The 13,194-nt window shown below is 59.7% G+C and carries 11 protein-coding genes; all 11 read left to right on the top strand.

The features are described 5' to 3' along the window. Window positions 1-130 precede the first annotated feature (130 nt). The 11 genes from HDG34_RS15360 to HDG34_RS15315 all read left to right on the top strand — a co-directional run bounded on the left by HDG34_RS15360 (window position 131) and on the right by HDG34_RS15315 (window position 13,190). Complete coding sequence (locus tag HDG34_RS15360) at window positions 131-2,476, top strand: type VI secretion system Vgr family protein (RefSeq protein WP_260321185.1); 2,346 nt, start codon at window positions 131-133, stop codon at window positions 2,474-2,476. Beyond that, a complete protein-coding gene (locus tag HDG34_RS15355) occupies window positions 2,476-3,453 on the top strand; it encodes a DUF4123 domain-containing protein (RefSeq protein ID WP_184061101.1) in 978 nt (325 codons plus the stop codon). Before HDG34_RS15360 ends, HDG34_RS15355 begins: the two co-directional genes overlap by 1 nt. Before the next feature lie 27 nt (window positions 3,454-3,480). Then, entirely contained in the window at window positions 3,481-3,993 is a 513-nt protein-coding gene (locus HDG34_RS15350; RefSeq protein WP_184061100.1) for a DUF3304 domain-containing protein, read from the top strand. Window positions 3,994-3,998: 5 nt separating this feature from the next. Then, window positions 3,999-4,508 (top strand): DUF3304 domain-containing protein, encoded by a 510-nt coding sequence (locus HDG34_RS15345; RefSeq protein WP_184061099.1) that lies wholly within the window; start codon window positions 3,999-4,001, stop codon window positions 4,506-4,508. Between the two features lie 2 nt (window positions 4,509-4,510). Next, window positions 4,511-4,645 carry a hypothetical protein gene (locus HDG34_RS39185; RefSeq protein WP_260321184.1) on the top strand — a complete coding sequence of 45 codons (135 nt, stop codon included), beginning with the start codon at window positions 4,511-4,513 and terminating at the stop codon, window positions 4,643-4,645. Beyond that, on the top strand, window positions 4,642-5,157 hold the full coding sequence (locus HDG34_RS15340; protein WP_184061098.1) for a DUF3304 domain-containing protein: 516 nt from the start codon (window positions 4,642-4,644) through the stop codon (window positions 5,155-5,157). The genes HDG34_RS39185 and HDG34_RS15340 overlap by 4 nt, the downstream gene beginning before the upstream one ends. Before the next feature lie 2 nt (window positions 5,158-5,159). Further along, window positions 5,160-5,687 carry a DUF3304 domain-containing protein gene (locus tag HDG34_RS15335; protein WP_184061097.1) on the top strand — a complete coding sequence of 176 codons (528 nt, stop codon included), beginning with the start codon at window positions 5,160-5,162 and terminating at the stop codon, window positions 5,685-5,687. A gap of 2 nt (window positions 5,688-5,689) precedes the next feature. Further along, window positions 5,690-7,264: a DUF2235 domain-containing protein gene (locus HDG34_RS15330; RefSeq protein WP_184061096.1), complete on the top strand. Its 1,575-nt coding sequence runs from the start codon at window positions 5,690-5,692 to the stop codon at window positions 7,262-7,264. Window positions 7,265-7,342: 78 nt separating this feature from the next. Then, complete coding sequence (locus HDG34_RS15325; RefSeq protein ID WP_184061095.1) at window positions 7,343-8,500, top strand: hypothetical protein; 1,158 nt, start codon at window positions 7,343-7,345, stop codon at window positions 8,498-8,500. Further along, window positions 8,497-12,087, top strand: coding sequence for an ImcF-related family protein (locus tag HDG34_RS15320; RefSeq protein WP_184061094.1), 3,591 nt, complete (start codon window positions 8,497-8,499; stop codon window positions 12,085-12,087). The genes HDG34_RS15325 and HDG34_RS15320 overlap by 4 nt, the downstream gene beginning before the upstream one ends. Further along, on the top strand, window positions 12,084-13,190 hold the full coding sequence (locus tag HDG34_RS15315; protein WP_184061093.1) for a hypothetical protein: 1,107 nt from the start codon (window positions 12,084-12,086) through the stop codon (window positions 13,188-13,190). Before HDG34_RS15320 ends, HDG34_RS15315 begins: the two co-directional genes overlap by 4 nt. The last annotated feature ends 4 nt before the right edge of the window (window positions 13,191-13,194 follow it).

The raw sequence follows: 13,194 nt of genomic DNA, 5'->3' as shown, positions 1-13,194 counted from the left end.
GTGACCAATACTTCACCGCGAGCTAAAACGCGCGTATGGTCCTCACCCCAAACACCCGTTGGTTATGCAGCTATTTATTCTGCATAACGCGATCCCGAAGTACTGCTGATCAGGTGAGGAACGAGAAGAAATGGCAAGCCTGTATGACGACTCAAGGAAGTTTGTATCGAACCTGACAGCGATACCGGGACGGCAGGCGTATTTCCTGGATGTGCCAGGTACTGACAGTGCGGCGCAGCTCTCGGTCGTGTCATTTGACGCGTCCGAAAAAATGGGCGAACCCAACGTCGTGCGTATCGTGGTGACCCATCCAGGCCAGCTTGCGCGCGCCGATTATCTGAGTCGCGATGCCGTTTTCAGGATCGTGCCGGAAGATGGTGTGCCGAAGATGTTTTCGGGATATATCGAACGCTTCTCGACCATACAGACGACGAAGGATTTCAGGAAATACGAGATTGTTCTGAAATCCCACATCGGCCGGCTTGCCGCGGTCACCACTACGCAGATCTACCAGCATCAGACGGCGCCCGAGATCATGGCGGCGATCCTGCGACGTCATGGCCTGCGCGAACACCAGTTCTCTTTCCATCTGCGCAAGCAGTACCTCAAGCACCTCTTTCGCTTCCAGTACAAGATCGATGACCTGGCCTATCTGCAGATGCTCATGCAGAAGTCCGGCATCTACTTCTATATTGTCGAGACCGAGCACGGCGACCAGATCGTCTTTGGCGACGATATCGACCACTATATCTACGACCCGCTGCTGATCGCACCGTACCGCGAAGCGGCCGGTCTCGAAGCGGGTGGGGTAGAAGCCGTCACGTCGATCAGGACGCGTACCGAGACGGTGCCGCAGTCGTTCGTGGTCGCGGACTATAACCCCGAGAGCGCCTGGGAGCGTTTTCGCGATGAGGCGAATGTTGCGCCAGACGACCCGACCACGTATGGCAAGCCGTACATCTACGGGACCAATCACCTCGACCAGCAGGGCGCCAAGTGGGAAGCCCAACTGCGCCACGAGGCTGCACTTGCCCGTCAGGTCGTATATGAAGGCGAGAGCACCGTGCTCGCCCTGCAGTGTGCGCGCGTCCTGGAAACGGACATCGTGCTGCCCGATGCGCCCAAGGGCCAGGTGATCATCGAGGTCACACACAGCGGTGCGCGCGACAAAGGTTATTCGAACAGCTACAAGGCAATTCCTGCCGATCGCCGTTTCCGTCTTGAACTGAAGCCGGAGACCTGGCCCAAAATCGCGGGCACACTGTCAGCGCGAATCTGCAGCCCGGACAAGTACACGTATGGATACCTGAATTCCGTTGGCTACTACGTCGTGCGTTTCGACGTCGATTTTGCGGACTGGCCGAAGGGCGGTGAAAGTGTACCACTGCGCCTCGCAAAACCCTTCGCTGGCAAGCTGCAGACCGGCATGCATTTCGTCGCGCTGGATAATGACGAAGCCCTGATTTCCTTTAGAGATGGCGATCCCGACAAGCCAGAAATCAGCGGCTTCCACCATCACAGTCAGGCGCGCGACCTCATCACCAATGATCGTCGCTGGCTTTCGCGCAACGTGATCCGTACGCAGAAGAACAACAAGCTGCGGATGGAAGACTGGACCGGCCAGGAAGGTATCAAGCTTAGCACGGAGCATTCCGGCAAGTCACAGCTTAATCTCGGCTATCTGGTGAACCAGAAGCTCGAATACCGGGGTGAGGGCTATGAGCTTCGCACGTCGGGGTACGGCGTCAACCGCGCAGGCAAGGGCCTGCACCTCACGGCGTACGATCGTCCGGCTGCCACCGGCAAGCAGCTTGACATGCAGGAAACCATCGCGGAGCTGGAAAGCGCGCTGGCCACGGCAAGGGCGCTCGCGGCATCTGCCAGCAGCGCCAAGGCGGAGCCCGCTGACACCGATGCGCAACAACAACTCAAGGACGATCTCGACGGCCTCAAGAAACCTGGGCTGCTGATGAGCACGCCGGCTTCCGCGGCACTTGTTGCGGGGCAGGGCGTGCAGTTTGCAGCGAAGGGCAACATCACCGGTGTTGCCGGGAAGAACGTTGACTGGAGCGTGCTCAAGCAGTTCACGGTCGCGGCGGGCGAAAAAATTTCGCTGTTCGCCCAGAAGCTCGGCATCAAGATCTTCGCGAAGGGCCCTGTTGAGATCCAGTCCCAGAGCGACGCGATGTCGCTGTTTGCCGATCAGGATGTGACGGTCACAAGCGTTAACGGCACGGTGCGCGTCAGCGCAAAGAAGGAGCTTGTACTCGAATGTGGTGGCGCATTCATCCAGCTCAAGGACGGCAATGTCACGCTCGGCGGCCCTGCCGATCTGTTCTTCAAGGTCATCACGATCCAGAAGAAGGGCGCGGCTCAAATGCAGGCCGAACTGCCGGAACTCCCCAAGCTTGTGACGACGGAATGTGCGCTGCGTGACAGTCAGGCTGGCGTACCCTTCGCACGGATGGCGACGTAATGCGCGACGATCTCGGTGACTACAACGCGATGCTGGAGCGCTTCCGCGCGAAGCATCGCGAACTGGAGGAGGCCGGGCAGCGTGTCCGTCTCTATGCCTTACTCGACCAGGGTGGATTGACATCGCAGGAACGGCGCAGTCTCGGAGACCCGGAAGAGCCGCATGGCGTTTCGCTGTACGCCGGTTCTGGCCTGGACAGTCTGGAGGCGGTGGGACCGGTACTCCTGGAGATGCCGGACGTGTGCAGCATCGAGCCCCTGACGTACACCAGTTTATCGGGCGATGATTCCACTGCAGGCCGGTTTGTGCGACTGCTGTCGCTCGCCTGGCGTAATGCTGCGCGCGTGACATGGATCTGGACGCCGCATGACGCCGATGCGCTGGTGGAGCACCTGCAGACATTGCTGCATGCCCATCTCGAGGCCGACGACGACGCCTGGTTCTTCTTTTATTACCCGTCACATCTCAATGTCCTTTACGAACAGCTGCCGGCGGCCACGCGCCAATATGTCTTTGGGCCCGTCCACGCATGGTGGATGCTGGACGTGCATGGTGAGCTGGTCGAACTGCAGGGCGAATGCGCCCAGGTGCCGCATGCATGGGATGTGCTGCCTATCCCGGCCGATGTCGCGGTAGCGTTGCAGCGCGCGGCAATGCCCGCACAAGTCTACGCATGGCTCAAACAGGCCCGGTTGGGCCCGATCGACGGGGAGTGCTACAACGAACAGTTGGCGCAGATCACGCCGCTCGTCGAAAGGGCCCAGGAGGTTTATGGCCTGAGTCGCCTGATGGACCTGGCGACATTCGTTGCCTACGGTCTGCGCTATCAGGTTGACTATGACCTGCATCCGGAAGTTGCCGCTGCACTAGCCGACACAGCTACTCAGGGCGGCCCGCTCGCGTCGGCCTATCGACGCGTAAAAGCAGGCGCGTGGCGCGAACTGGCGCAAAGCGCGCCGCAACGCGTGCAGGCGTGAGAAGAATGCAACGGTAAGCGAATAAGAATGAACCACCTGAAAAGAATATTGACCTCATTCTCGCTGCTTCTGGTGGCCACTGGTTGTTCAGCGTTGGGGCAGCAGGGATATGTTGATGTCAGCGTGCGCACAGCCAACTACACCGAAATGTCTGTTGACTACATTCTTTACGACCAAAGTGGAAAGAATCTCGGAATGGGTGGGAGAGCGAATCCCTTCAGCAAAGGCGGCACGGGAGGCAGTTCATGCTGTGCCATGCTACCCGGCCCCGGCGAGACCATACGGGTGTCGTGGGATGAGATACCTCCTGGCCGTAGCAAAGGCACAACCAGGCACTATACGCGCGATGTGGTGGTAATCGGCCCCCCTCCCATTCCTCACGATGCCTATGACTACATGATCACTCGTTTCTTTCCAAATCAGCAGGTGGAAGTCGAACTGGTGTCCGAACCGGAAGAAAGTCTAGAAAACTGGGCTCCGAGCCCTCGACGGGATCAGTTGTTTTATGGTCGGCGTGTGATGCGCCAGATTGGAGAATAAAGCGAATGAAAAGACTAACAAAAGCAGTGACAATGTTCGCACTGCTGGTGACGTTTGGCGGTTGCGCAGTCGGTGGGCAGCGAGGATACATGATGGCCCCCGATGCGGCTAATTACACCGATAAGTATATTAATTACGCCGTTTTCAGTGCCGAAGGTAAGCCATTCTGGTTGGGTGGTAATGCGAAACCCTTTAACAAGGGGGGCGCAACTGGCGGTGACTGCTGTGCAGCGCTACCCGGCCCAGGACAGGCTATCCGCATCGGTTGGAATGAAGATACAGAACACAAAGCGCCTGCCGCGAAATACACCTATACAAAGGACGTTGTTGTTATCGGTTCTCCGCCCCAGTCAAAGGATGCACATAACCGGCTAATTATTCGCTTCTTTCCACATCAACAATTAGAAGTCGAGTTTATATCGGTTCCAGAAGAAAATTTAGGAAAGGGCATGCCAAGTCCGAGGCTCGACCGAGCTTTTTTTGGTGAGCGAGTCATGCGCCATCCCGGGGAATAACAATGACTACAAAGAACAATACCGATCTGATGCAAGACTGGTTCACGGATAGCCACGAAACGTTCGAGCAGACGTTCAAAACGATGACCGATCAGGACGAGGACGCACTGCGTAGCGCGGGGAGAAACAGGCAATGACGGGACTGAAAAAAGCGGTGGTAGCGCTTGTGCTACTGATGATCATAAGTGGCTGTTCAGCTATTGGATATCGTAAGGCTATTCCTGACGTTGGTGTGAGGGCGGCTAACTATACAGAGAACTACATTACCGACTTCTATCTCAGCATACCCGAGAGTCGAAATGACCGTCTTGCTGGAACCTCAATTAAAGAGTTTTCAAGAGGGGGAACGGGTGGAGGGGTGTGTTGCTTCTCGCTTGCCAGACCAGGACAGAGCGTCCAGGTTGAATGGTATACGGGCCAACGTAATGATCCTGAGTCACGCTGGACGCGACATTCTGCAGTTACGCGTGCAAGGGGCACTACGTCAGATGATCCAGATTCGAATATCTCTCTAATTGTTCGTTTTTTTCCTGATGACAAGGTAGAGGTGGAGTATGTCGTTCAGGAAGAGAAACCAGAGAGCCTTAGAAATCACCGTTTTGATGCACTTTTTACAGATCAACGCGTCATGCGTCAGATAGGGGAATAAGAATGACCACAGAAAATAATAATGGTTTACTAGGTGGAATAAAAAAATTAATGGCAGCGCTTGCACTGCTGTTTATGGTCGCCGGTTGTTCAGCGTGGGGGCAGCAGGGATATGTCGAAGCTAGGGCAGTTACTGCAAACTATACCGAAATGTATGTTGACTATACGTTTTATGACACGAAAGGCCGGAACCTAGGTCTAGGAGGGGGCGCTAATCCTTTCAGCAAGGGGGGGACGGGAGGGAGTACATGCTGCGCTACGCTGCCTGGCCCAGGACAGACCGTGCGGGTGGTGTGGGACGAGGAAACACCAAATCGTAATAAAGAGAAGACGTACCACTATTCGCGCGATGTGGTGGTGATTGGCTCGGCGCCTCTTCCTGGCGATTCATATAACTATGTGATCACGCGTTTCTTTCCGGGCCAGCAGCTAGAAGTCGAACTTGTGTCGGAACCGATGGGAGGTGGCCGAAGCCCGAGACTCGATCAGCTCTTTTACGGTCGTGGCGTAATGCGTCGTATCGGGGAATAAAAATGAACGACAAGAACAATGAATCACTGATGCAGGACTGGTTTACGGACAGTCATGAAACGTTCGAGCAGACGTTCAAGACCATGACCGAACTGTATGCGGAAGAATTCAAGATGTGCACGACCTGCGAGCAGCGGCCATGGTTCAGCCTTTTTTTCGATGGCACGGGGAATAACAGGTTCCTCGATGCCGAAAAGAAGAAATGGTCGAACGTCGCGCGGCTGTTCGAAGGGCATATAGCAGATGACCCGCTTGTCGTCAAACTGTATTATCCCGGCGTCGGCACGCCGCTGGACGCTAGCAATCCGAGCTGGATTGATGCCGTTCGCGACAGCGAAGCGCTGGGTGGTGGCTCAGGTGCGGGAAGCGATGCGCGCCTGAAACTGGCGGAAAGCGATCTGAATAAGGCGCTCGAAAAGAATCACCGTGTGATCCGCATTGATGTGGCAGTGTTCGGGTTTTCGCGTGGCGCGGCGCTCGCGCGGGCGTTTGTCAATCGCATTCTCGACAAATGCGAATACCGTGACGGCCAGCCCTACTGGCCGTGCGGTACCGCACTTGACGGTAAAGCCGCGCCGATCCATTTCCGCTTTCTCGGCATCTTCGATACTGTCGAGTCGGTAGGATTGCCAGCACACAACCTGGCTGGCATGAAAATGGCGATTCCCGATGCGGTTGAAAATTGCCTGCATCTCGTGGCCGCGCATGATATTCGCACTGCATTCGCACTGACCAAAGTTGGTAGCAATGCTGGCCAATGCCGTGAAATCGTCTATCCGGGTGTGCATTCGGATGTCGGCGGCGGATACCGGCCGGGCGAACAAGGACGCAGCGACATGCTAGCGCGAATATCGTTGAACCGCATGCGTCTGGAGGCGGCAAAGGCAGGTGTGCCGTTCACGCCGCCCGCCGATCTCCGTTCCAGCGTTGCGGACATGTTCGGCTACGATCAGGCAGTAAAGAGCGGCTTCGATGAGTACATGGGAGCGGTCGATATCGGCGGAACGCTGGAACAACAGATTGCCGCTCACATGCGCCTTTACTATGGCTGGCTCAGCGCGCGCTACAACACAGACCCGTGCAAGGTCTACGAGGGTATCTGCGCCGCGCCAACAGCTGGCCAGACCGACATGCAGGCCCGGGCCGAACTGGCGCAGTTGCAGCAGTCGCTGTCGTCCATCGACCCCCAAGCCAGTGAGCTGAACTGGCGCAGCTACATGCAGACGCTGAAGGAAAGCGATCCGACGGAATACACCGAGCGGATCAAGCTGACCGGTGCACCCGTGCCCCTCTCGCCAGAGGAGGAAACCTATTACCAGGCGTGGCTTCATCCACCCAAACTGTCGCGCGGCCTGATGGATTTTTTCGACAACTATGTCCACGATTCGCGCGCGGGATTCGCGATTCCGATCGTGCGAGGAATGTACCTCACAAGGCGGCTGATCATCGACCCGTCCGGCGTAACACAGACGGCACAGTCACCGGCATCCGATACGGTACCGGTCGATGCGAGTACCGGTATGGACGGGAATGGATACAGCCAGTCGGGTGTCGCGGCTTCCCCACTGCAGCCGTGATCAAAAGCATAGGTTTTCCTTGAGAGCGCAAGAACTTCATCCCTGGCAAGCAGGATTAGAACGAACCGATCTAACGGCATGACCTGGCCAATTCCGTCATTTGCTCCCGTAAAAAGACCGGAGCCTATCGCTTTGCGCGTGTGGCTTCCGACACTTGTTGCCATAGCATCGGGTGCAGTAGCTGCTGTACTCCTGCTATGGCCGCATGGCAAACCGACCAACACGGTTCAGTTCTGGGGTGGGCTGATTGGGGCACCGCTGGTGGCCTGCGCTCTGGTGTTCGGCCCCAGGCTCAATCGCTGGGAACGTCATCAGACCAATGCCGAAGAAACCGAAAGGGAGCATGAGCGTCTTCGCGGAATGTGGCGCGACTGGTCCCGTCGCCATTTGCGCGTTGTCGATGCTGCGGCCTTCGTGGCGGCAACAAATGAAATCGACAAGTTCGGCGAGGCGAAGATCGACCTGCCGTCGAACAAGGACCGGATCATCGAATTCCGCTGGGCAATGGACCTCTCCGCCGCGGATCGGCGTAGAAGGCTGTTGCAGCTCGTTGCGGAGCGTTTCTCCGACGCGCTTCTCACCCGAAGTGAGATCTTCATTTCGTTGATGCTCGATGATGTATCACTCAAGCAGGCTGAATCCGTTCGGCAGCAGGCGAAGAACGTTTTCGGTGAGCTTGTTCCCGGCGTCGTGTTTAACGTAGAGGCACAATCCGCTACGGACGGCGCGCCGTGGATTACAGAACGGGTTGACCGGATCGAAACAACAACGCGGCTGGTGATCGCCGCACAGTTCTGGGCGGACAAGGTCGACAGACACTCGTTCAGTGAAGGTGCAGCGGCATTTCTCATCGAACCTGGCGCGTCCGCAGCCGGCTCGATCTTTCGTCCCATGACGAGCGCCCGCAACACTCTCGAAGCGGATCTCGAACAGATCAAGCAGTATCAGGCGCCTGCTGTGCCTCTCACGCAGGTATGGTTCGCCGGCTGTGAGGACGGCGAATCCACCGCCATCCGCTCGGCACTCACTGCCGATCCGAAGAAGTCGGTAGTCGAACGTCTGCTCGACGGACTTCTCGGTGTTCCGGGACCGGTCAGCGGCTGGATCGCGCTTGCCATTGCGATGGAAGCGATGCGCGGAGGCGGCCCGCAACTTGTCGCGTGGCGCGAGCCCGAATCTGAATCCCTTCATCTGTGCACGGTCTCGCCCCTGCCTCAAAAGGAAGCACCGGTTTGAATAACGAAAAAAAATACGTCTGGGGCCTGTGGATCATCGCCGTTGCGATTATCGCTGTCATCGTAGGCGTGGTTGCGTACACCGTGGACCAGAAGGATCTCATCGCCTGGGTTGACCGGAATCGACTGGTCATTCTTGCGGCGGCAGTGCTGGTTCTTGCCGCACTCGGCTTCGCTTTCGGGCGACGTAAGCTTGCGCAGATCAGTCTTCAGCAGGCGTCCAGGGATCAGGGCGCCGAACCACCCAAGCCAGACGATCCAGCAGCCAACGCCGCCAGGAATCGGGCAGAGCAGGTCGCAACGTGGGCGAAGGACCTCAAGTTTCAGCTCAGGCAGAAGCGCTGGTTCCGGTGGGCCTACGTGCAGCCGTGGCTGCTGGTCGCAGGCGACAGCACCGCCGTGACTGCACTGGTGCCGGAACTGGCCCAGAAGGGCTTCATCATCACCGATGACGTGGTGCTGCTCTGGGGCGCCCTGGGCGCAGACAACCGCCCCGACGGACTGTGGCTGCGCCGGATCCGCCGGCTGCGCCGCGGCCGCCCGATTGATGCGATTGCCCTCGTGCTGGACAACGGCACACTGCTGTCAGAATCGGTGCACGAAAAGAATCCCTGGGGCCTTCATCTTGCGCGTATCCGCGAAATCCTGCGCTGGTCGGCGCCGGTGTTCGTCCTCGATGTCGCGGGCACCGATGCCGTCCACCGGATCGACACGCCCGTGACGGGATGTGAATTCAAGCGTCCGCTGAACGCATCCGCTGTCGAAGCGGCGCTGTTCGAACTGCGCGACCGGCTCGCGGACCGCAGTGTGCATCAGCTCGCCACCAATGCGGACGACGCTTACGCCTCGGACCTCTCGAAGCGGCTCGAAACCCGCGCAACGCCGCTCGCGCGCTGGATTGCGGGTCTCTCCGACTGGCAGCGTCGGGCAATGCCCGTCGCGGGTGCATTCTTCGCTCCGCTGGCCATCGCCGGCGTATCGGCAGCCGCTTCTTCCGATACCACCCGTTTGGCGTTGTGGCGCTACCTTGCAAACGCCGCGAACCACTCGCCCGGCCGCCGTACCTGGTCCAATCCGGTTACGATCGCTTCGACGATTGCGCTCGCGCTCGTCGGCCTGTGGAGTGCCGGCATGCTCATCTCGGGCATGAACAACGCCCACGAGGTCATGCTGACAAAGGAGTCGCTGCAGGCGCTCAACCGCGCGAGCGACACCCCTGGTCGTCTGCGCGCGCTGCTCGGACTCCAGCAGCGCATCGGACTGCACGAGGCACGCGTGCAGGAACACACGCCACTGCTCACGCGCTTCGGCCTGAATCACGACCGCGCGATACTCAACGCGCTGTGGACGCCTTACGCGCGAGCCGCGAAGCCGCTGCTGGTCGCGCCCGTTCAGCAGGACATCGAAGGCCAGCTCGTCGATCTCGGCCAGATGTCGACCGCCCAGGTCGACATCCAGAGCAGCCAGGTGGCACAGGATGGCCAGCAGGCGCTCAAAACGTACCTCATGATGGCCGATCCGCAACGCGCGGATCCACCCTTCATGACGCCGCAGCTCCAGCATCACTGGAACCTGGATACCGGTTTGCGTCCGGGTGAAAAACTCGACCTGTCCGCACAACTGATGGGCTTCTGGGCCCAGCACTTTCCGGCGCATCCCGACTGGCGCATCCAGCCGCGCGAGGATCTCGTGGGCAACGCACGCCAGACGCTGCTCGCGATCATCGGTGTGAGCAACTCCGAGGACACGATCTATCAGGGCATTCTCGATTCGGTGGGCCACAAGTATCCGGACCAGACCCTGGCCTCGCTCACTGCTGGCACGGACACCCGTGGACTCTTCGCGACGTCCGCGACGGTGCCCGGCGTTTTTACGCGTCAGGCCTGGGAAGGCTCCATCGAGGCCGCGATCGACGATGCGGCGAAACATAACGGCGTCGAAGGAAACTGGGTGCTCGGTAACACGGGTGAAGCGCAGGCTGGCACGGCCATGACGCCCGATGCGCTGCGTGCGGCCTTACGTGCCCATTATTTCGCCGACTACGCCGAGCACTGGCAGGATTTCATGAACGGCATCCGCTGCGAAGCCGCGCCCACGTTGCCGGCCGCTGTCGGACAGCTGAAGCTCATCGCCGACGCCCGGCAGTCGCCGCTTATTGCGCTGATGAAGTCGCTCGCCTGGCAAGGCGGGGCGGGCGCGCAGCAGGCTTCGCTTTCCGACGCACTCGTCACCAAGGCGCAGAACCTGTTCGGCAAAAAGGACGATGCGCCACAGGCAGCGCAGGCCGCTCCGGCCGGACCGCTCGATGCCTCTTTCGGTCCGGTGATCAAGCTGGTCGGTCAGGCAGGCGGCAATACAGCACCCGCCGGCGGCAGCGACCTGAGCATGGAGCGCTTTACCGAACGCGTCACGACACTGCGCCTGAAGCTGCAGCAGATCAGCGACAGCGCCGACCCGGATGACCAGGCACGCCAGATCGCGCAGGCGCTTTTCCAGGGCAAGGGCTCGGAGCTCTCCGACACGCTCGCCTATGCGCAGCTCGTCTCAGCGAGCCTCGGCGAACAGTGGGCGGGCATGGGTAGTGCCCTGTTCGTGCAGCCTATCGGGCAGGCGACACAGACCGTACTGCGGCCGGCTCAGGCGAGCCTTAACGATGCATGGCGCCAGACGATCGTAGCCACCTGGAACCGCTCGTTCGCCGGGCGCTATCCCTTTGCGAACACGGCCAACGATGCGTCGCTGCCGGAATTTGCGCGCTTCGTGCGTCCCCAGGGCGGTCTGATCGGTGCATTCCTCTCCACGCAGCTCGCCGGCGCCCTGCAGCTTCAGGGCGACCAGTGGGTGCCGGCCTCCGTGGGAGCAGGGGCAGGCGGCACCTCGCGCGCCTTCGATCCCGCCTTCCTGAAAGCCATCAACACGCTGCAGCAGATCGCTGGCCATCTGCTCGCGCAGGGCGAGCCACAGTTCAGCTTCGAGCTCAAGCCGGTACCGACGCCAGGCGTCACCGATACGCTGCTCACCATCGACGCGCAGAAGCTGCACTACTACAACCAGCAGCAGACGTGGCAGACGATGACGTGGCCCTCCAGCGATCCGCAAACCGCCGGCACCCGGCTCGAATGGCAGACCGATACCGCAGGCACGAACCGGAGTTTCGAATTCGGTGGCCGCTGGGCGCTCGTGCGCATGCTCGAGCGCGCGAAGGTGGAGCCGCTCGACAGCGCAACGTACCAGCTGACGTGGCAGGCTTCGCCGATTGTCATGGAAGGGAAACTGGCAGAGCCCACTGACACCAGATCGGACAGCAAGCCTGACAGTAACGCGCTGACCGTGCAGGGTCCGCTCGTGCCCGTACCGTCGAGCATGACCCATCCGCTGCGCTACCTGATCCGCACCGACGTGGGCAGGGGGCCGCTGGAACTGCTCGCGTTGCGGGGCTTCACGCTGCCTTCGCGCATCTTCATCGACAGCACGGTGAAGTCTGCTGGACAGTCCGCGCCTCCGGGACCGCCGCCGTTGCCCAAGGCAGCACGGGAAGCCGCAAAACACGCGTCGGTGTCGCTCCCCACAGGAATTGCGCCCCAGTGAAGCCGCCAACCCATCATCTTTCCGGCGTGCGTCTTGAGCGGGAAATCGAGCGCTGCGCGCGCGACTTCCTGGTAGCCGTTCGGGACACGCGCGCCACCAGTCGCGAACCGCCACCGGTGCGTGCGGCAAACATGAGACTCGTGCCGGCGTGGAACGCGTGGCTCGGGGTACTGGAAGCATGGGGCGGTGAGCGCCTGGACCACCTGCGGCTGTCCGCCAGGGGCGATCGGGGGATGTCAGCGGTACTGGATGCTGCGGTGGATCTCTTTGTCGAAGCGATACGGATCAACAATCCGCCGTTTCACGCTAGCCTGACAACGGGTGAGGCGCAAAGGCCGGCCATGCTGGCCGCGTCGGCGGCGCTTTACCAGGTACGCCCGCACGTCGTGATCGAGCCGACCGCTGCACTGCAGACCTGGCTCGCACAGACCGATATTGGCAACGATGTCCCGGTGTCGCTTTTCCAGTTACCCATGCCGGCAGTCTATCTGCGCTTCGGTCCCGAAATGGCGCGCGTGGTGGATCCTTCGCTCTGGATTGATCTCGACCGGCCGTTTACGACATCCGGCGTCTATATCTTCGAGACGCTGGTAAACGGACACCGTGATCTTGTCTTTGTCGCCGTTGGTGTGACGCCGGACCACGAGCAGGAATTGCCGCACCTGTTACAGGTCAGCTTTACGGACATGAACGACTCGCTGATTGAGCATGTGGGTCGTGTAAAACACACGTTACCAAACGCGAAAAGCTCCGCTATTCCCCTGGTGCAGATGTGCGCGAAAGTTCTGCTCTACATGCAGACAGCGGGCGCGGTGCGCATCGATGAACTGCGCCAGCACGACATCACCTCGCAGCTCTCGCGCGCCGGCAAGGGCAAGCGCTCGAAGCTGGAACGGCGTCTCGCCAGCCGCTACAACCGGATCATCGTGGGTCCGAGCGAACTCGTCCAGATTGACGCCAGTGAGGTTGCGCCTCACTGGCGTCGGGGACACCTGCGCATGCAGGCCCATGGCCCGAAATTTTCGCTGCGCAAGCTGCTTTTCATCGCACCAACGCTGGTGCGCGCCGACAAGCTGCACGCGAACGAAACCGATAACCACTGACACG

The organism is Paraburkholderia sp. HC6.4b (assembly GCF_014200875.1).
Lineage (GTDB): Bacteria > Pseudomonadota > Gammaproteobacteria > Burkholderiales > Burkholderiaceae > Paraburkholderia > Paraburkholderia tuberum.
The sequence above is the reverse complement of the archived record's forward strand: the minus strand, read 5'-3'. Positions and strand labels throughout refer to the sequence as shown.